The sequence below is a fragment of the Actinacidiphila glaucinigra genome, assembly GCF_035918135.1.
Taxonomy (GTDB): domain Bacteria; phylum Actinomycetota; class Actinomycetes; order Streptomycetales; family Streptomycetaceae; genus Actinacidiphila; species Actinacidiphila glaucinigra.
The window spans coordinates 9033105-9052585 of sequence record NZ_CP109144.1 but is presented as its reverse complement, the minus strand read 5'-3'; the positions used below and the strand labels follow the sequence as shown (position 1 = coordinate 9052585).

At 69.8% G+C, this 19481-nt stretch carries 17 protein-coding genes and 2 pseudogenes; 11 read left to right on the top strand and 8 right to left on the bottom strand.

Annotation, left to right across the window (positions count from 1 at the left end; genetic code table 11):
* Window positions 1-623 precede the first annotated feature (623 nt).
* Window positions 624-1472, top strand: a complete 849-nt coding sequence (locus OIE69_RS41080) for an oxidoreductase (RefSeq protein ID WP_326580574.1) — start codon at window positions 624-626, stop codon at window positions 1470-1472.
* A complete protein-coding gene (locus OIE69_RS41075; protein ID WP_326580572.1) occupies window positions 1472-2098 on the top strand; it encodes a TetR/AcrR family transcriptional regulator in 627 nt (208 codons plus the stop codon). Before OIE69_RS41080 ends, OIE69_RS41075 begins: the two co-directional genes overlap by 1 nt.
* 216 nt (window positions 2099-2314) lie before the next feature.
* On the opposite strand, the gene OIE69_RS41070 is transcribed toward OIE69_RS41075, so the two are convergent.
* The 3 genes from OIE69_RS41070 to OIE69_RS41060 all read right to left on the bottom strand — a co-directional run bounded on the left by OIE69_RS41070 (window position 2315) and on the right by OIE69_RS41060 (window position 7022).
* A complete protein-coding gene (locus tag OIE69_RS41070; RefSeq protein ID WP_326580570.1) occupies window positions 2315-2629 on the bottom strand; it encodes a TetR/AcrR family transcriptional regulator C-terminal domain-containing protein in 315 nt (104 codons plus the stop codon).
* 443 nt (window positions 2630-3072) lie between these two features.
* On the bottom strand, window positions 3073-5013 hold the full coding sequence (gene htpG / locus OIE69_RS41065; RefSeq protein WP_326580568.1) for a molecular chaperone HtpG: 1941 nt from the start codon (window positions 5011-5013) through the stop codon (window positions 3073-3075).
* A 392-nt stretch (window positions 5014-5405) separates the two neighbouring features.
* Window positions 5406-7022, bottom strand: coding sequence for a purple acid phosphatase family protein (locus OIE69_RS41060; RefSeq protein ID WP_326580566.1), 1617 nt, complete (start codon window positions 7020-7022; stop codon window positions 5406-5408).
* 770 nt (window positions 7023-7792) lie between these two features.
* Here OIE69_RS41060 and OIE69_RS41055 point away from each other — a divergent pair.
* The 7 genes and pseudogenes from OIE69_RS41055 to OIE69_RS41025 all read left to right on the top strand — a co-directional run bounded on the left by OIE69_RS41055 (window position 7793) and on the right by OIE69_RS41025 (window position 14179).
* Window positions 7793-8722 (top strand): hypothetical protein, encoded by a 930-nt coding sequence (locus tag OIE69_RS41055; RefSeq protein ID WP_326580564.1) that lies wholly within the window; start codon window positions 7793-7795, stop codon window positions 8720-8722.
* A 115-nt stretch (window positions 8723-8837) separates the two neighbouring features.
* Window positions 8838-9284 (top strand): hypothetical protein, encoded by a 447-nt coding sequence (locus tag OIE69_RS41050; RefSeq protein WP_326580562.1) that lies wholly within the window; start codon window positions 8838-8840, stop codon window positions 9282-9284.
* A 211-nt stretch (window positions 9285-9495) separates the two neighbouring features.
* Window positions 9496-11022: pseudogene (locus tag OIE69_RS41045) on the top strand (nSTAND1 domain-containing NTPase); the annotation flags it as partial.
* A 169-nt stretch (window positions 11023-11191) separates the two neighbouring features.
* Entirely contained in the window at window positions 11192-11524 is a 333-nt protein-coding gene (locus OIE69_RS41040) for a WD40 repeat domain-containing protein (RefSeq protein WP_326581554.1), read from the top strand.
* Window positions 11521-12585 (top strand): WD40 repeat domain-containing protein, encoded by a 1065-nt coding sequence (locus OIE69_RS41035; RefSeq protein ID WP_326581553.1) that lies wholly within the window; start codon window positions 11521-11523, stop codon window positions 12583-12585. The genes OIE69_RS41040 and OIE69_RS41035 overlap by 4 nt, the downstream gene beginning before the upstream one ends.
* A gap of 39 nt (window positions 12586-12624) precedes the next feature.
* On the top strand, window positions 12625-13143 hold the full coding sequence (locus OIE69_RS41030) for a WD40 repeat domain-containing protein (protein WP_326580560.1): 519 nt from the start codon (window positions 12625-12627) through the stop codon (window positions 13141-13143).
* A gap of 151 nt (window positions 13144-13294) precedes the next feature.
* A complete protein-coding gene (locus OIE69_RS41025) occupies window positions 13295-14179 on the top strand; it encodes a C40 family peptidase (RefSeq protein ID WP_326580558.1) in 885 nt (294 codons plus the stop codon).
* Window positions 14180-14273: 94 nt separating this feature from the next.
* On the opposite strand, the gene OIE69_RS41020 is transcribed toward OIE69_RS41025, so the two are convergent.
* Window positions 14274-14477 carry a hypothetical protein gene (locus OIE69_RS41020; RefSeq protein WP_326580556.1) on the bottom strand — a complete coding sequence of 68 codons (204 nt, stop codon included), beginning with the start codon at window positions 14475-14477 and terminating at the stop codon, window positions 14274-14276.
* A gap of 297 nt (window positions 14478-14774) precedes the next feature.
* On the opposite strand from OIE69_RS41020, the gene OIE69_RS41015 reads away from it, so the two are divergent.
* Together OIE69_RS41015 and OIE69_RS41010 are read left to right on the top strand one after the other, a co-directional pair.
* Window positions 14775-15107, top strand: a complete 333-nt coding sequence (locus OIE69_RS41015; protein WP_326580554.1) for a DUF6233 domain-containing protein — start codon at window positions 14775-14777, stop codon at window positions 15105-15107.
* 205 nt (window positions 15108-15312) lie between these two features.
* Window positions 15313-15759 (top strand): hypothetical protein, encoded by a 447-nt coding sequence (locus OIE69_RS41010; RefSeq protein WP_326580552.1) that lies wholly within the window; start codon window positions 15313-15315, stop codon window positions 15757-15759.
* 286 nt (window positions 15760-16045) lie between these two features.
* Here OIE69_RS41010 and OIE69_RS41005 read toward each other — a convergent pair whose 3' ends face one another.
* The 4 genes and pseudogenes from OIE69_RS41005 to OIE69_RS40990 form a co-directional block, all read right to left on the bottom strand.
* Window positions 16046-16489, bottom strand: a complete 444-nt coding sequence (locus OIE69_RS41005) for a PP2C family protein-serine/threonine phosphatase (RefSeq protein WP_326580550.1) — start codon at window positions 16487-16489, stop codon at window positions 16046-16048.
* 34 nt (window positions 16490-16523) lie between these two features.
* Window positions 16524-16723 (bottom strand): annotated as a pseudogene (locus tag OIE69_RS41000) (hypothetical protein); the annotation flags it as partial.
* Window positions 16720-17112, bottom strand: a complete 393-nt coding sequence (locus OIE69_RS40995) for a hypothetical protein (protein WP_326580548.1) — start codon at window positions 17110-17112, stop codon at window positions 16720-16722. The pseudogene OIE69_RS41000 and the gene OIE69_RS40995, both read right to left, overlap by 4 nt.
* 504 nt (window positions 17113-17616) lie before the next feature.
* Window positions 17617-18189 (bottom strand): dihydrofolate reductase family protein, encoded by a 573-nt coding sequence (locus tag OIE69_RS40990; RefSeq protein ID WP_326580545.1) that lies wholly within the window; start codon window positions 18187-18189, stop codon window positions 17617-17619.
* Between the last annotated feature and the right edge of the window lie 1292 nt (window positions 18190-19481).

Genomic DNA, 19481 nt, shown 5'->3' with positions numbered 1-19481 from the left:
TCGTCCCACACCATCGAAACCCACCCCGCAGCCACCGCCCTCCTCTCCCAGCCAATCCCCCTCGTCACCGCCGTCGCCGGAAGCGCGTAGGGACCAGGCAAGGAAACGGTGTGGCCGGGCCCCGCAAACATCCGCAGCCGTTCGTAGGCGGCCCCGGTTCGTGACCAGGGATCCGGTAGGTGCCCAGCCCCAGCGTCGTCTTCATGTCGCCCCTCGGATGGCGGCAGCCTGGGCGGTCACGAGCTCGCCGACCACCGCAGCGATGTCCGCCAACGGCAGACCGCTGATCGCGTCCAGGTCGCCAAGGCGGCGCCAGGTACCGGTGAGCAGGTGCCGCGGGAGCGGCGCCAGGCGACCAGGGCGAGGTCGAGTTCGATGCACGCGCCGGTGAAGCGCACCAGGTCCTCGCCGTTCCACGGGCACCGCTGTCAGGCGACCGCGGTCGGTTGCACCTTTCTCACTCTAGGTGATGACAGGGGGACCCGACCTCCATGAGAGGTCGGACCGTCCCTGGCCGCATCGTGAAGCGCCACGGAATCAACATACCGGTGATAAAAATCGACACCGTGTAGACTTTCTGGAGGGGGCAGTCCAACGCCTCGCGAGAACTTTTGGGAGCGATAGTGGAAAAGCGGAACTGGCTCATCACCGGCGTCAGCTCGGGCCTTGGACGTGCCTTCGCCCAAGCCGCCCTGGCCGCCGGTCACACCGTCGTGGGCACCATCCGCTCAGAGGAAGATCTGCGGGCCTTCGCAGATCTCAAACCAGGGCACGCTCATGGCCGGATCCTGGACGTGACCGACAGCAGTGCCGTCTCAAGCGTGGTTGCGGAGGTGGAGCAGAGCGTCGGCCCCCTGGATGTCGTCGTCGCCAACGTCGGCTACGGCTTGGAGGGCACCTTCGAGGAGACGCCGCTGTCCGAAGTCCGGCGGCAGTTCGATGTCAACGTATTCGGGGCCGTGGCCACCCTGCAGGCAGCGCTGCCCCACATGCGCCGGCGCCGCCGCGGACACCTGATGGCCGTCACCTCCATGGGCGGGCTCATGGCCGTGCCAGGCATGTCCGCGTACTGCGGCAGCAAGTTCGCCCTGGAAGGCATTCTGGAGGCCCTGGGTAAGGAGGTCGCACAGTTCGGCATCCACGTGACGGCAATCGAGCCTGGCTCTTTCCGCACCGACTGGGCCGGACGGTCCATGACGCGCGCCACGCAGAACATCGACGATTACGACGATCTGTTCACTCCCATCCGCCAAACGCGTCTGAAGGCCAGCGGGAACCAGCTCGGCAATCCGGCCAAGGCTGGGGAAGCCGTCGTACGCATCACATCGGTCGAGCGGCCACCGGCTCACCTCGTCCTGGGCTCGGACGCGCTGCGACTGGTCACCGCCGCGCGCACGGCCGTGGACGAGGACATCCGTGCATGGGAGACACTCTCCCGTACGACCGACTTCACCGAAGGTGCTCAGCTCTGATGTCCGGCCACCACCCCGCGCGAAGCCGCCGTTCCACCGAACGCAAGGGCGACGTCCGGGAACGAGCCATCCTCGACACGTGCGAGGCTCTGCTGGCGCAGAAGGGCTACGACGCCATGACCGTCGGCGACATCGCCCAAGGCGCCGGCATCACACGCGGCGCCCTGTACTTCTACTTCGGCTCCAAGCAAGAGGTGGTCGCGGCACTCGTAGCCCGGACCGTCGAGCATCTATGGGAGCGATCCCGAGCCACTACGCAGACGGACGAGCCGCGACGCGCCATCGCAGCAGCCATGCAACGCACAGTCGAGCTGTGGAACGAGCACGGGCTGGTCATGCGCACGGCGATCGACTTGTCGTTGACCGTGTCGGAGATCGGTGAACTGTGGGACCACACAGCCGACTTGTTCATCACGGCCATCACCGCCGTCCTGGAACGAGCCGGCATCCAGGCAGGCACCGAACCACAACAATCCTCAGCAATGGCACGCGCCCTGTGCTGGATGATCGAGCGGACTTTCTACCACGCCTCGCAAGAGTCCCGCGAGAAGCTGGAAGAAGCATCCGCGACGTGCGAACACATCTGGCTGACCAGCGCGGGTCTGACCAGAGACTCAATCTCGTGACTCCGAGCCTCACCGTCCGTGGTCGAGGGCGCGTCACCGCGAAGCCAAACTTCTTCGTGACAGGCTCTTCCCGACGCCGTCCCGCCCGCGGTGCGCGCCGCGTACTTCGACGCGTGCCGCGCGGACGCCTCCTACGGCCCGCCAGTCCGTCTGGGCCGACCTCACCGGTTCGAGAGGACGGGGCACCGGACTGCCAACGGGCACTCCGTTGCCTCGTCAGCCCGCCGCTTGCTGAAAGCCGTTGAGGATGAGGTCCAGTCCGGCTTCGAACTCGTCGCCGTACGAGTACCCGGGACGCATGACGTCGGCGGTCGCGATCTCGGTGAGGTACGGGCACTCGCCGCCGCCGAAACCGCTCATGATGGAACCCGCCAGTTCGGCGGTCTCCTCGGGGGACCCGAACGGCAAAGTCTTCTCCTGCAGCGCGAACCCGTAGATGTAGCTGTCGAGAACAGAGACGGCGTGGGCAGTCAGGGTGAGGGAGAGGCCGCCCTCACGCAGGCAGCCGAGAACGGCGTCGTGGTGACGCAAGGGCTTCAGGGTCCGCGCCGGCAGCCGGCACAGCCGCGATGTCCATGCCGTCTCCGGTGTGTAGAACAAGAAGTGGTCCGTCCCGACCCTGGGCACCTTTCCCCTGACGAACGTACGGCGCACCCGCCCGTCTCTGTGGGCCCCGCGGACGAGCCCTCCACCGCCCACTGTCGCTACCCGGCCGGTTGCGGTGTGAAGGGATGTTCGGGCGTTTCACGCCCGAACACTCAGGCGCTGATTCCTCCCAGGGTTGAAGCCCCAGACTTCCTCGGCAGAACACGGTGAAGACGCGTAGCCTCCACCACCCCGAAGGGCCTGTGGGTCGTCCGAATTCACGACCACCGTCTTCCGAGCCTGCGGAAGGCAGCCGCGTGCCGTGCTTTCGGTGGGCCGCGACGCGTCGTCGCGGGCGGGTCACGGCCCACCGGGCAGGTCCGGCTGGATCAGACGGCGAGGTGGTCTGCCATCAACTTGGCGAAACGCGCGGGGTCCTTCAGCGCGCCGCCCTCGGCGATAAGGGCCATGCCGTAGAGGAGTTCAGCGATTCCCGAGAGACCGGCACCGGCATCGTCGCCGCGTTCGGTGTGGGCCTTGTTGAGGCTGTCGACCAGCGCATGGCCCGGGTTGAGTTCCAGGATGCGCTTGGTGTGCGGGACGTCCTGGCCCATGGCGCGGTACATGTTCTCCAGGGCCGGGGTGATGTCGTGGGTGTCGGAGACGAGACAGGCCGGGGAGACGGTCAGGCGGGTGGACAGCCGGACCTCCTTCACGTCCTCGGTCAGGACGCCAGTCATCCAGGCCAGCAGGTCGGTGTACTCCTTCTGCCGACTCTCGCGGTCGCTGTCGGTCTGGGGGTCCTGCCCGCCTGCCTCCAGGTCGACCGTCCCCTTGGCGACGGACCGCAGTTGCTTGCCGTCGAATGCGGGCACCATGGTGACCCAGATTTCGTCGACGGGGTCGGTCAGCAGCAGCACCTCGATTCCCTTCGCACGGAAGGCCTCCATGTGCGGGGAATTCTCGACGGCTTCCCGTGAGTCCCCGGTCAGGTAGTAGATCTCTTCCTGGCCGTCCTTCATGCGCTCCACGTACTGCGCCAGCGTGGTCGGCTCGTCCGCCTCGCGCGTCGAGGCGAAGGAACACAGGCCCAGCAGGGTGTCGCGGTTGCCGTCGTCGCCCAGCAGGCCTTCCTTCAGAGCGGGGCCGAACTCCCTCCAGACGGTGGCATAGCGGTCGGGGGTGCTCGTCATGAGGTCCTTGATGGTGGCCAGGACCTTCTTGGTCAGGCGCCGGTGGATCATCTGGATCTGGCGGTCCTGCTGCAGGATCTCGCGGGAGACGTTGAGCGAGAGGTCCTGGGAGTCGACGACGCCCTTGACGAAGCGCAGGTAAGGCGGCAGGAGCTCTTCGCAGTCGTCCATGATGTGGACGCGCTTGACGTACAGCTGCAGGCCGCGCCGGTGGTCGCGGGTGAACAGGTCGTGCGGGGCGTGGGAGGGGATGAACAGCAGGGCCTGGTACTCGAAGGTGCCCTCCGCCTGCAGCCGGATGGTCTCCAGCGGGTCCAGCCAGTCGTGGGCCAGGTGCTTGTACAGCTCGTGGTACTCCTCCTCGGTCACCTCCTCCCGCGACCGCGCCCACAGCGCCTTCATCGAGTTCACCGTCTCCAGAGCCGCCGCAGCCGACTCGATGCTCTCCCCATCGGCGCCGGAGTCCGTGTCGGCAGACGTCGTGACGGTCGCGGGCATGCGGATGGGCCAGGTGATGAAGTCCGAGTACCGTTTGACGATCTCCCGGAGCTTCCAGCCGTCGGTGTAGTCGTGCATCTGGTTCTCGGCATCGACGGGCTTGAGGTGAAGTGTCACCGCTGTGCCCTGGGGCGCCTTGCCGACGCTCTCGACCGAGTAGGTGCCCTCACCGCGTGAGGTCCAGCGGGTGCCCTGACTCTCGCCGGACCGCCGGGTGACCACGGTGACCTCGTCGGCGACCATGAACGCGGAATAGAACCCGACGCCGAACTGGCCGATCAGACCCGCCGCCGCGTCCGCGTCCTTGGTGTCCTTCAGCTCCTTGAGCAGCTTCGCCGTCCCGGAACTGGCGATCGTGCCGATGAGAGCGACGACCTCATCACGCGACATGCCGACGCCGTTGTCCCGCACCGTCAGCGTCCGCGCCTGAGCATCTGCCTCCAGGGCGATGTGCAGATCCGAGACGTCCACCCCGAGCGCGTCGTTGCGCAGCGCTTCCAGCCGCAGCTTGTCGAGCGCGTCGGAGGCGTTGGAGATCAGCTCCCGCAGAAACACATCCTTGTTCGAATAGATCGAATGGATCATCAGCTGCAAGAGCTGACGGGCTTCCACCTGGAACTCGTGGACCTCAGCCGACATGACGAGCAAACCCTCCAAAGATCAGAAACGACGACTACCACATGCACTTTAGACCGATCACCCCAAGCCACCAGCGGCAGTCAGGCCGCGCCTCCGAACGCGCACAGCTACGAGCCCCAAGCCCGGCGGCACATCGCTACCCCCGCACCGGGCATATCCGCGCATCCTGAAGCCGATCGTGACCTGGATCGAGCGGACCTACCACCGCTGCCGCGGACAAGCCGCACTCCGCCGCCTGACCCCCGTCGAATTCGAGACCGTCATGACCCCACCGGCCCTCCAGGCCGCGTGACCGAACCTGTCACCCAAACCTGCAGCAGAACCCAACGCCTGGGGCCGGGACGTCGTCCCGGCCCCAGGCGTTGACGACTCCTGCTGCTGGTCGCGGTGGGTCAGTGGTGGCTGTGGCCGCCGTCACTACGACGGCGTTGGAGCGTGAACTTCTCGAAGACCGACAGCTCACCTGTGGGCGTGATGATGTTGTAGTAGGTGACGTGGATGCGGGTCATGTCACCGGGGTGACGGCCCGGGTCGACGGCGAACTCGGCGAAGCCGTACGGATGCTCCGCGTCACGGACGCCGATCCAGACCGCCGTCTCCTTCTCCTTGACCGAGTTGTACTTGCCGACGCGCTCCATCTGGACGTATGCCGAGTGATGCCCGTGACCGTCGGCGTCGTCGGTGGTGAAGCTGTTGTTCGTGATGCCGGACACGCCGCCACCGCCGAGGACCATGTGCGTCGTACCGTGCGCACTGTCGATCACATCGAGTGCGGTCTGACTCGGGTTGGGCGTGAGGGTGACGCTTCCGGGGACGACGCCACGCACCGCCAACGAGCGCTCGTAGTCGTGCTCGTGGCCACAGACCACCAGATCGACGCCGTACTTGTCGAACAGCGGGCCGTACGCCGCGCGCAGCGCGACATCAGGGCCGTTCGCGGCAGTCGCCGAGCTGATCATCACCTGGTGCATGCAGACGACGATCCAGTCGATGTCCTTCGAAGCCCGTGCCGACTTGAGCTCCTTCTCCAGCCAGGCGAGCTGCCGACCGCCGGAGTAGCCGTTGATGTAGATGTCACCGCCCTCCTGCAGGGCGATGTCGTCGTTCTGCAGGGCGATCACCTTCACCCCGCCGACCGTGAAGGAGTACCAGAGGTTGTCGAGCTCGGGCTGGTTCTCGGTCGAGGGCAGCTCGAAGTAGGTCTGGTACGCGTCGAGACCGAGCTTGCCGTTGCCCAGCTCGATCTCATGGTTGCCCGCGCACGGCATCCACGGACGGAATCGCGCTGAACGGCTGTTGTTGGTGAGGAAGTCGCGCCAGACACGAATGCGGTCGGGCCCGGTGTTGGCGTAGCAGAGGTCACCGTTGAGGAGGTGGAACAGCGGGCCGACCTTCTCAACCCCGGTGACGATGTCGGCAGCGGCGGGCGTGGCGTTGGGCTCGAAGTCCCGGCCCGAGGCGTCGGCCGGGTTCGCTCCGGTCTTCCACGTCACACTGGGCGCACCCTGGTCGCCGAAGCTGGTAAAGGTGAACGGAGCCCGGCCGGACGGCGCCGTGTGGAAGGTGCCGGCGTCGGGGGTGGCCCCGTCGTGCTGGGCAGCGTACAGGTAGTCGGTGTCGGCCTTGAGCTTGCTGATCAGCGCGTGATGGACCCAGACGGTCCGCCCGGAGGTGCCGTCCACGTAGGTCTTCGTCTTCGCGTGCACGGTGGAACCGAAGCCGCCACTCAGCGTGCCGTAAACGACCCGGGGGTTCTTGACAGCCGCGTCAGTGACCCACGAGACGACCATCTGGCTGCGTGGGTCGGCGCCGAAGGTCAGGTGCAGGCCCTGGACGGGGGTGGTGGCCGATCCGGTGGTGAGACCGGTGACCTCCGACTTCGCCGGGACCGCCTCGGCGGTTCCGGCGCCGAGGACCAGTGGCCCGGCGGCGGCGCCGGACACTGTCGCGCCGAACAGGCCGAGCGCGTTGCGACGAGAGATTCTGGTTTGCTTGGGTTCTTCGGACATTCCAGGGGCCTTTCGCGTCGTTCGGGTGCAGTCGCACACCGACCGGACAGCAGCGCTCCGAACCTGACAACGGGCTGCGGCAGGTCGACGGTGCGCGCACTCACGGACGCTAGGAAGCACGATCGACCGGAGCGGTGAGACAGGTATGAACGCCAGATGGCGGTCACCGCAACGGACGGCAATTCCCGGCGGCCCGGCCCTGTCCTGGCTAATGCCGCGAAGCGGTTGGGGTGTTCGGGGACGTGCTCCTGTCAATCGTGATGAAGTCGACGCCGCGAGACCCGCGCGCCATCTCGTCGGCACAGGCTCTCCGCGACGGTTCGATGTCCCGGTGCGGGACGTCACGTCGGATGGCCGCGTAAAGCTCAACCCGCGATCGGTGCGACGGCATCGGGACGAAGGATCATGCGAGGCCGGGCGCGAGTACCAGAAAGCGTTGCGCAAACATTCAGCACCGCGCGAGCCCGTTCGGCACGCTCGGCCCGCTCCGCGGGGGTGCGGATGTCGGCATTCCCTCCGCCGGGCTGCTCAGCAGACGTTGCCTCCCCCGCCCCGTTCCCCCACCTCGCCCCCGGTTTCCCGGTCCGGCCGCCGGTGGGCAACGGGAAACCCGTCGACCCCGCCGGGCGGCGCCACGAGTCTGTGTCCCGTCGGCGCACGGCACGACCGTGGCCGGCGGCAACCGAGGGGGCGCCCTCTCCGGTGCCGCACGGGGGACCGGGCGGCACCGGGGATCCGGGGCCATGAGGCGGCAGGGGGAATCGGGGTCCATGAGACGTGCGCTCATGTCGTTGTGTGCGGTGATCGCGCTCGCCACCGCCGTGGTGACCGGTTGCGGTGACGGCGCCGGCGACGCCCGGGGACGGACCAGCCAGGACACCGGTGTTCGCACACCGGCGCTGACCTGGCGGCAAGAGGTCCGCGTCAACGACGCCCTCCAGCGGCTGACCAGTCGGTGCATGGGACGCCAGGGCTTCACCTACCAGGAGGAGCGCGAGTTGACGCTCCAGGAGAGCCGGCCCGTGCGCTTCGTCCAGGACGACCTGGCGTGGGCGCGGACCTACGGCTACGGCAGCCGCATCGAGGCGAAGAGCACGCGGCTGCGCGAGCGCAACGTCAACGGGGCCTACCGCCAGGACCTGCCCGCCACGCGCCGCGCCCTGTTCGACGAGGCCCTGGACGGCGGCGACGGCGCCCGCATGCTCACCGCCCCGATGCCGAACGGCGGCGCGATCCGCAAGCGCATCGGCGGCTGCACCGAGGAGGCCGAGCGCACGCTCTACGGCGATCCCGCCGAGTGGTTCCGCACCAGCAAGATCGCGGTGAGCGCCAACTCCCTCTACGCCGGGCGGCTGATGAAGGACCGGCAGCTCACCGCGGCCGTCCAGGCGTGGTCCGCGTGCATGCGCGAGGCCGGCGAACCCTACCCCGACCCCCAGGCCGCCCAGGACAGCGTGCGGGCCGCGGCCGTGCGGCTGGGCGCGGCCCGCGCCGACGAGGCCTTCGCCGCCGAGCGCAGGACCGCCGTCGCGGACGCCGGCTGCGCGCGCCGCACCTCTTTGCGGGCCGTGGCCACGGCCCGGGAGAAGCACTACCTGGACCGCCTGCCCGACCGGTACGTCAAGGACATCGACACCTACCGCCGTCTCGGCCGGCAGGCCTACGACCGGGCGGTGCGCATCGTTCCGGAGCGTGACTGACCATCTCGCGCACGGAAGCGCCCCGTCCACCGGCGAGGGCACCCCATGGGCACCCGACGCCCCGCCCCGCCGGCGCACCACCACCGGGCACCATCGAGAAACGAGGGGAACCACCATGCGCAAGTTCACCGTCTCCGCAGCGCTCATCGGGCTCACCGCCCTGGGCGTGGCCGTCCCGGCCGCCACCTCGCAGGCCGCTGAGAGCGGCGTCGCCGGCGCCGTGTGCGACAGCAAGTGGGGGGCGCGCAACGGCAACATGTACGCCTGGGACGGCTACGACTGCAACGGCAGCCCGATCATGGTCGCCGCCGGCGACAGCTCCAACTGGGGTGCCGCGAACGACCGGGCGTCCTCGGTGATGAACCGGGGCTTCACGGGCAACCTGTCCATCGTGAAGTTCTTCTACTGGCAGGACCACGAGCTCGGCCACACCTGCCTGTACCCGGGCGAGCTGTACGCCGACAACCTGTCGGACAACTACTTCACCGACGGCAACGTCGTGGACAACAACATTCGGTCGCACCAGTGGGTCAACGGCGGCTGTGGAGCCACCCTGACCTGATCCGCCCGACCGGCGACCTGCGCGCGGGGCCACCGCCCTCACCTGGGGACACGCCCCGCCCGGGCACCGCAGCGACGCACGTCCGGAGCCGTCGACTCGGCTTCGGACGTGCGTCTTTGCGCCACAGCGAACGAACGCCGGGATGCCCCAGCCGTCCCCCCAGTAGCCTTGACGTGCGCCGTTGCACGGCCGACTGCCCTGGGGGGACATCGTGGTCGACCCACGCCACGCGACCGAAGCAGACCACCTCGCCGCGGGGAACCCTGATGCGCCGACCACGCACTCGTTTCCCGCGCAACTTCGACGACTGCGGCGTGAACGCGGCCTGTCGCTCGCCGACCTGGCGCGCAGGACCCACTACCGCAAGGGCTACCTGAGCAAGATCGAGACCGGCGCGAAGCGGGCGACCGTCGACGTCGCCCGGCTCTGCGACCAAGTACTGCGCGCGGAGGGGGCGTTGCTCGACCTCGTCGAGCGCGCGCCGCAACGTGCGGCGGGGTCGCGCAAGGAGGCGGACGGGACCGCAGCGCAGTCCGAGGGGGCGTGTCCCTACCGGGGGCTGTCGGCGTTCGGACCGCAGGACTCGGCGTGGTTCTTCGGCCGGGAGCGGGCGACCGCCGTTCTGGTCGAGCGGATCTTCGATCGGCTCGGCAGCGGACCGCTGATGCTCGTCGCGCCGTCCGGCGCGGGGAAGTCGTCCCTGCTGCACGCCGGCCTCGTCCCGGCCCTGCGGCGCGGTGACTTCCCGATGCCGGGGGCCGACCGGTGGCCCCTGGTGACCCTCACCCCGATCGCGCGACCGCTCGAGGAGCTGCTGGAGCAGACCGTGAAGGACCTGGGTATCACCGCCGAGCAGCTCCGGCGCGAACCCGCCGCGCTGCTGGAGGCCAGCATGGCCCGCTCGGGCGGGTCACCGGCCGCGCCCGGGGAGCAACGCCCGCCGCCATGGCGTCCGGTGGTGATCGTCGACCAGTTCGAGGAACTCTTCACCGCCTGCGCCGACGAGGACGAACGACGCGCCTTCGTCCGTGTGCTGGCCGCCCTGGCCGGCCCACCGCCGACGGCGGATCCGCACACCCCCGGCATCGTGGTCCTCGGGGTCCGCGCCGACTTCGTCGGCAACTGCCTCGATCTGCCGGACCTCGCACCGGTGTTCACCGACGGACTGTTCGTCGTGCCCCCGATGTCCGAGGCGGAGCTGCGCGCCTCGATCACGCGCCCCGCGGAACTCTCCGGGCTCACCCTGCAACCGGGGCTGCTCCCCCTGCTGCTGCGCGGCGAGCCGGGTACCGCACGCGGCAACGGCAGCGGCGACGAGACCCCGTCCGGCGCACTGCCGCTGCTCTCGCATGCCCTGCTGGCCACCTGGCAGCAGCGCGAGGGCGCCGAGCTGACCGTCGCCGGATACGAGCGGGCCGGAGGGATCCAGGGCGCGATCGCGCGGACGGCGGAGACGGTGTTCGCCCGCCTCTACCCGGCGGAGCAGCGCACCATCCGCCGCATCCTGTCCCGCCTGGTGTTCGTCACGGACGGCAGCGGCGCCACCCGCCGGCGTGTGAACCGGGTGGCCCCGATGGGGCAGTTCACGGATGCGGAGGGGGCCGCCGCCGCGCTCGACGCGTTCGTGCGGGCCCGGCTGATCACCCTCGACCGCGACACCGTCGAGATCACGCACGAAGCGCTGCTGCACGCCTGGCCGCGCCTGCGCGACTGGATCCACGCCGACCGCGCCGGACTGCTGCTGCACCAGCAGCTGGCCCACGCCGCCGCCGCGTGGGAGAGCGAGGGCCGCGACCCCTCCGCGCTGTACCGCGGGACGCGGCTGGACGTCGTGCGCACGTGGGCCGACGAATCGGACGGATGGAGCCGCATCGGCCTCCCTCGCCGGCGGCCGCCCGGAGGCGTCGATGCTGCTGGCGGAGCAGGCCTTCCGCACCCACGACACCCCCGGGGCACGCGGCGCGCTGCTGAGCACCCAGTCCCAGCCGTTCGCCGCCCGGCTCGACGAACACCGCGGCCCCGTCAACACGGTGGCCTTCGCCCCGGGCGACAAGCTGCTGGCGACGGGGAGTTCGGACGGCACGGTGATCCTGCGCAGCATGCCCGGACACCGCACGGTCGCCGTACTGCCGGTGCCCGGGCCGGTGCGGTCGATCTCCTTCAGCCCGACGGCCACACCCTCGCGGCGACGTCGACGAGCGGTCCCGTCCAGCTCTGGGACGTCACCCGCCGCCGCATGACGGCGACCCTCCCGGCAGCCACCCGGGCCGCCCGCGCGATGGCGTTCGCCCCGGACGGGCGCGAGGTGGCCGTCGCCACCGCGGGCGGCACGATCGAGGTGCGCGAGAGCACGGGCGCGTACCGCGTCACCGCCGCGCTGCCCGGTCACCGCGGGGCCGTGTACGCGCTCGCCTACTCCCCCGACGGCCGCACCCTCGCCTCCGCCGGCGCCGACCGCACCGTACGCCTGTGGGACCTCCTGCGTGCCCGCTCCCTCGACGTGCTGCGGGGCCACACCGACGGGGTGCTGGGCGTGGCGTTCTCGCCGGACGGCCGCACGGTGGTGTCCGGCGGCATCGACCGGACGGTGCGGCTGTCGGACGTGCGCACGGGCCGCCTCACCGCGACGCTGTCCGGCAGCAGCGACGACATCAACGCCGTCGCCTGGACGCCCGACGGCGCCACGGTCGTCGGCGCGGTCGGCGACGGGACGACGCGGCTGTGGGACGTGCACAGCGGGCGGCAGACGGGCGTGCTCGCGGGCCACACCGACTACGCGCTCGGCGTCGCCGTCGCCTACGACGGGGCCCTGCTCGCCACGGCCGGCTTCGACCAGTCCGTGGTGCTGTGGAACCTCGCGGGCCCGGCGCTCACGGCTCGCCCGTTCACCGAGGTGTGGCAGGCCCAGTTCAGCCCCGACGGCAGCCTGCTGGCCACCGCCGACACCGACCACACGGTGCGGCTGTGGGACGCGGGCCGGCGCCGGCTGGTGGCGACCCTGCGCGGCCACACCGAGACGGTCTTCTCGGTGGCCTTCGCACCCGACGGCCGCACCCTGGCCTCCGCCGGCTCCGACGGCACCGTCCGCCTGTGGGACGTGGCCGGGCACCGGCTGCTGGAGACCCTGCCGGGCCACACCGGGCAGGTCTTCGCCGTCGCCTTCGCACCCGACGGCCGCACCCTCGCCTCCGCCGGCAGCGACCGCACGGTCCGGCTCTGGGACACCGCGGACGGCCGCCCGCTGGCCATGCTGACCGGCCACGACGACTTTGCCAACGATGTCACCTTCAGCCCCGACTGACGCCTCCTCGCCAGCGTCGGCGACGACCTGACCGTCCGGTTGTGGGACGTCACCACCCACCGCCGGCTCGCCACCCTCACCGGCCACACCGGCGCGGTGCGCAGCGCCTTCGCGCCGGGCGGCCGCACCCTGGCCAGCAGCGGCAACGACGGCACCGTCCGGTTGTGGGACGTGCGCCGCCTCCGCACCGAGGCGACCCTGACCGGCCACGTCGGCTCCGTGCGCGGGGTGGCCTTCTCCCCCGACGGCCGCACCCTCGCCAGCAGCGGCACCGACCGCACCGTGCGCCTGTGGGACGTCGGCGCGCGCCGGGGGTGGGCGACGGTGACGGGGCACACCAACTCGGTGTGGAGCGTGGTCTTCGCCCCCGACGGCCGCACCCTCGCCAGCAGCAGCACCGACGGCACCGTCCGGCTGTGGGACCTCGACCCGCAGGCCCGGCTGGCGGCGATCTGCCGACCGCGCGCGGGGTTGGACGCCCGCGAGCTCGCCGCCCTGCTGCCCGGCGTCCCCGCGTCCGAACTGCCGCGGGCGGCCGCCCGCGCCCACCGAGGGTGACGGCCGCACTCCCAGTGGACGCGGGTTTCCCGAGGGTTTCCCGTTGCCCACCGCAGCAGGGCGACGCCCCGCACCTCGACGGGCCGGGGGCGCGGCCCCCAGGCTGCTGTCCGACCAGTTCCGCACACCACCAGCAAACGGGGGTCCTGGCATGGCCTGCCGGACAAGAGTCGTCCACACCCTGATCGCCCTGCTCGCCCTTCTCCTCGCCGCGCCGGCCGCTACCGCCGCCGCGGCCCCGCCGCATGCTCCGCAACGGGACGCCGCCGCGTGCGGCGCTCTCGCCTCGGGGGCCTCCGCGGCCGCCGAAGCCGCCATCGCCGCCGCCTGCGCCGAGGTGGCGGCCGGCACCTGGTACACCTGGGGCGGCGGCCACGGCGCCCAACCCGGCGCCACCTACGGCCAGATCGACCCGACCGACCCCGACAGCGCGCACGACCCCGAACGGCTCGGCTTCGACTGCTCCGGCCTCGTCCGCCACGCCTACGCCCGTGCCGCCGGCTCGGACATCCTCAACGGCACCGCCAGCACCCAGTACTACACCCACCGGGCGGCGAACCGCTTCACCGCCGCCCAGGGCCTGGCGCCGCTGCTCCCCGGCGACCTGCTCGCCTGGGGCCGCTCCGACGACCTGCACCACATCGCCATCTACCTCGGCGCGGGCAAGATGGTAGAGGCCAAGGAGTCCGGCACCCGCCTCATGGTCAGCGACGTCCGCCTGGGCGGCGACTACTACGGCGCCGTCCGCGTCAACACCGGCACGGTGACCGGCCACATCCACCGCACCTGGGGCAGCGGCGTGTGGACCAAGCAGGCGCCCTCAATCGCCGCCGGCCGCGTCTACGCCTTCCCCGGCCCGACCACCATCCGCGTGCAGTGCCAGAAGCACGCCGAACTCGTCGAGGCCGAGGGCTACTCCAACGACGTCTGGGCCTACCTGCCCGACTACAAGGCCTGGATGACCAACATCTACATCCAGGGACCCGCCTGGCTCGACGGGGTCCCCGACTGCAACACCGTGCCGCCCAAGCCCTGACGCACCGGGGCGCCGGTCGCCGCCACCCGCGGCCACCGGCGCCCGCACCCTCGTGCGTCCTGTCGTGCGCCCGTTCGTGGTCCTCTCCGTGGCCCTAATCGCCGTCGCCGCCCGTCCGGCTCACGCTCCCGCGCCGGCTCCTGCCCGATTGACGGAGCAACTCGCCCGCGGCAAGCGTCACGGAGGCAACGACGCGGACCCAGCGGGGCCCACCGCGCTCCGTCCACACCACGCACACGCACACGATGACAACAAGCGCCAGCACACCGAGCAACACCAGAACGAACATGTTCTCCATATCCGAGACAGAGAGTCCCGCCGACCCGTCATTCGGCGGACGCGCCTCACGAGCCGCCGGTTCCCGATTGCCCCCTGTGATCACCGGCGGGTAGGCGGTCCAGGCACACGGCCTGGTCGACCGCCTCTCCCAGAACCTCGACGTGGCCACCTGGGATTCCGCCCCGATCGACGAGACCGTCCGCACCCTGAACGACGGCTCGCCGTGCGGCGACCCTGCTCAGCCCTTCTGTCTGCGGCAGGCTGAGTCGCGGTCGCCCACTGGCCCGGCACTCCGCATCGCCGTAAAGTCGATCATGTGGGTGATCTGCCTCCGGATCTGCATCGGCTACAGGTGATCCGCCTCTACCTGCAGCTGCAGCTCGACGCTGTCGACGCCAAGATCCGCGAGAGCGAGAAGCAGACGACCAGCGGTGGCGCCCTTGTGCCACCAGAGCCGGAGCACTCCATTGACGGCGATGCCGGCTTCCGCATCCAACATGTGCCTAGAGGTGGGACCCTGGGCGCTGTGGTTCACCGCGGCGACTGCCCGGACGCAGCCGGCGGCCGGATCAGCCGGCACGAGGTGGAGATCGCCCTGCGTATGCCTGAGGTGACGCTGTGCCCGCGTTGCCACCCCGGCTCTGATTGACTGCCCGGTAATGCCGCACTGATCACTGCGGCAGGTCCAGCGGTTGCTGTTGCTCCCGTCCGCGTTCTTGTCCGGCTCGGCGTGCGGCCTGCCCAAGATGGCACTCGACTCTCGCGACCCGATCCCCCCAGCGACCGACGCCCCGGTCCGCGCTCCAGCGGGTGACAAAGGGTACGCCGGAACCTCGGCGTGGCATAGGACAAGGGTGAGCCAAGAACCTCAGCAGCCACCGGACGCTGCTCACCGGCGCCCGGCGGGGATCAGCAATGAGACGGTCGAAGCACTGGGATCCCTGTCCAAAGCCCTGGAGACCACCGAGCGCGCCCGCGGCCACCTGTACGCCTTCCACCAACTGACGGGAACCGCCGACCTCGAACTCGACCGCACCGTCCGACTGCTGCGGGAAGCCGGTCACGCGTCACACGCCGACGCCGTCGAACGGGAGATCCTGGGCCGCAATGTCATCCCGGGGCACTGGACCTTCCAGATCATCGAGGCGTACAACCGGACGTACTACCGGCCCTTCGCAGACCTGGAACGCAAGCTGATCGACGAGCTCGCCGAGGGCCGGGACCATCTCTACGAAGTCGAACTCAAAGAGGCCCGCCACACCCCTGTGCAGCCCGATCAGACCTCCGGTGAACGCCCCTGAACGCGCGCTTGGTCAGCTGCTGCAAGATGCCACCCTCACCGGTCGCTGCAGGCCGCTCGCGCGGGCCAAGTCGACCAGTTGCCCTCAATCGGACGGACGGAAGATCCGCCGACAGTACGGCAAACTCCATGCGCTCGGTCGTCGGCCGGCAGCGGAGCGTAGGCATGGGCCCGAGAATCGTCCCTCCCGCCTGACGTACCTCGGCCGAGAGCCGGGTCCCTGCCGTGAGAACGGCGGGGCCCTTCTCTTTGCGCTATAAGGAGGTCGAGCGGAGTCGCGGACGCCGTCACGCGCGCCGGATGATCAGCACAGCCGCGTCGTCGATGTGGTCCACCGCAACCATGGCGTCGAGGATTCGATCAGCGGTCTCCTCGGTGTTCAGCCCATCGTGGGCGGCTTGCGCCGCAAGCGTCGCCACTCGCTCCAGCCCGGCTTCCAGGGGCAGACTCGGGCCTTCGACCACGCCGTCGGTAACCATGATCAGCGCGGCGTTCTTGTCCAGCCTGAAGCTCCCCCCGCGGTAGTTGGCGTCGGCCAGGACTCCGAGCACCGGACCGCCCGGCAATTCACGGATCCTGTGACGGCCGTCGTCCCATACGTACAGCAACGGAACATGGCCTGCGCTGGAGCCGGTGACCTGTCCGTCGCACGGGTCGATATACAGCATGGTGCAGCTGGCGAATCGCGCCGCGTCCATCGTGACGAGCAGGTCGCTCGTGCGCGTCAGCACGGTTGCCGGGTCGGGTTCGCAGGCGGCGATGGCACGCTTCCAGGCCGGCACGAAGCGTGGCCGCGATGTCGGCCATGGGCTCCGCGCTCTGGCGACGTCAAGATCCTGGCTGGGACGGTTGACGAGACGGTGGGCCCGGACCGCGTAGCCGCCGGTGAGGACCAGAGGATAGGGGGACCCAAGGGTGATGACGTCAGCCAGGAGCCGCTTGTGCAGCTCTGGCATGTCCGTCATGCGGCAGCTCGGGCGCGGGCGGCGAGCTGGGGGAACGTGTCCTCCCACACGGTCCGCACGGTGCGTCCGACGAGGGTGCGCAGCACCGGCCACAGCTGTACGAGCAGATCCCTGTTGAGATAGAGGGGCAAGTCGTCGTGCAGCCCCTCGTGCAGGACGGTGCGGTACAGACCCATGCGCTGGCGGGGCTTTTCCAGGTCGTAGGAGGTCATCCCTGACCATGCGATGTGCAGCGGCAAATCCACGGTCCCGCGGGTGGGGCCGTGCAACTCGTCCAGCGACGCCGGAAGACGCCGCCGGAATTTCTCCCGGTACAGCGCAAGATCCTCGGCGTACACGCCGGACGGGTCTGCGGCCCCGGACACCGGAGGCTGCGAGCTGGCTGCCATACCCATTATGGCGGCCGCCCCGGGGACAGCGAGCCTAGATCCACCAACGCACCCGGTCATGCTCTCGGATCCCCCACCGGCGGAGGCCACACAGAAGCAGTTCGTGATCCTAGACCAGAGAACTGACAGGCCGCGTCACGACCTTGCGTCGACCTGCGCGACATCCACCGCTGTGGGCACTCGGCCATCACACCACGCCGGTGATCGTTTCCGATCGGAGCACTGGCCTCGCCGCTGCCCTCGCACATGTCGACCCCCCGGAAAATGCCCCCACATGCCGAGGGCCGTCTCTCGCCCGCATCCGAACCCTGCGCGCCAGCGTAGTGTTGTCGCCTCGACTTCACCGGCCTCCGCCTGTAGGCGGCGCGTTGCAGGTGATCACCGGGGACCGTGCGACGGATGTCCATCGGCGTGAGTCCGCGGATGCGCCGCCACCCAACGGAGTCGAGATGCGTCAGTGGCGGTCGGGACAAGCAGCGACCCGAAAGGCGGCGCCCGCGTGCGTCAGCGGACGACGTCAAAGACGTTCTTCTGCAGGCCGTTCGCGTAGACCTCGTGCTCGACCAGCTTCAGCTTCTGCGTGTCCTTGTCCGTCGCGCTGAAGAGGCGCTTGCCCGCGCCGAGCAGCAGCGGGAAGACCAGCAGGTGGTAGCGGTCGATCAGGCCCGCCTCCGAGAGGCTCTGGTTCAAGGACGCGCTGCCGTGGACGATGATCGGCCCGCCCTCGGTCCGCTTCAGGGCCGCGACCTCGTCGAGCGAGCGCAGGATCGTGGTCTCGCCCCAGTTCGAGACCAGGTCGCCTTCGGCAAGGGTGGTCGAGACCACGTACTTCGGCATGGCCTTGTACTCGGCGAACTCCACCATGTCCGGCCACACCGGGCTGAACGCCTCGTAGCTGACCCGGCCCATCAGGATCGCGGCCGCCTCGCTCTGCTCGCGCCCCTTGATCTCGTATGCCTCGGGGACGAACTCGACGTCCTTGAAGGTCCATCCGGAGTTCCGGTAGCCGGGTTCGCCACCCGGGGCCTCCATGACGCCGTCGAGGGAAATGAAGGCGGTGCTGATCAGAGTGCGCATCACGGCTCCTTGGTCTCTCATGTCGGGTCTTCGATCGCTTGGGGCCCACCCAGGCGCCCTCCGGCGGCAGTTCGCCACCAGCCGGATCGACTTCTCGGCTTCGACGCCGGCGTGTACCCAGGATTCCTCCGACAAAAAATTTTGTCAAGGAGATTCTAGTTGTCGGTGTGCGCCCGCGACGGATTTCCTGCCCCGCGTGCGCGGACTTGGCGTTCCCAGGCAACGGGTAGCGCACGTCCATGCGGGCGCGGGAAGCAGCCTCGGGGCCGCGCCGGCGGCGGTTTCGCCAGTGACGGCCTCAGCACCCGCGACGACACGTCGCTCGATCGTTCGGTCGCGCTCACGCCGCCAGTCGGGAATTTCGAGGCATGGCCACACCCGCGGCTCTGGGCCCGCGGGGTCGCGAACGGGTCCTGTCCGCCCTGCCTGGGCCCCTGCCGCCGTTACGGCCCAGGCGGCAATCTGTTCGCTCTGGGGGTTCCTTCTCGGCCCCCCTGGGCGCAGGGCCAGGAAGGTTTCCCGGTGCGTAGGAGGACGACGACCGGGTGCTGGCAAGCGGCCGCTCCCCTCCTCCGGTCCTGTCCGGGGCGCAGCCACAGCGCGGATACCCACTGCGGCGTACCGCCGAGGCCAACGCGCCGGTCCACTGGTTGCTCACGATGCGGGCCTGTCGTGCGGGATGACGACGTTGCGGTCCTCGGGGTGGGGGGTGATCTCGGCGGCTTCCGGGTGTTCGCGGGAAGCGGGATCTCCAGGGCGCTGCGCGCCTCGTCCAGCGCCCGCAGGACGGCACCCAACTCCTTGTGGGGTACGCCCGCGGGGCCGCTACCCGGGTACACCCTGTCGAGCTGGACGGCCCGGTGAGCGAGCCGTGGCCCGCGGGTCTCCGCTCGGCCGACAGCTGGGGCGGGATGGTCAATGACTGACGAGCGCGAGGGTCCCCGCAGCCCACCACCTCCGTCCGGGGTCATGGGCTGAGTAGCCGTTGCTCTACCGGTCATGGTGAGCGTGGGTTCGAGTGTGGCTTCCCGGGTGGGTGATCTTTCGGCCGAGTACGCATGACAGCAGGGCCTCCTGTGCAGCTCGGGGTTGTCGAGACCAACGAGCGCCCAGGAGGCCCTGTTGTCGCAGTTCTACGCCCTCGCGTCGGCCGGGTCCAACTCAGCCACTCTGCCGTGTGATTGTCTCGCGCACGTGTACGGCAACGCGGCCGATCGTCCGCACCGTGTACGGCGTTATCCGTCGGACCCGACGGACGCCGAGTGGGCGGTGGTGCGGGACCTGCTGCCCGT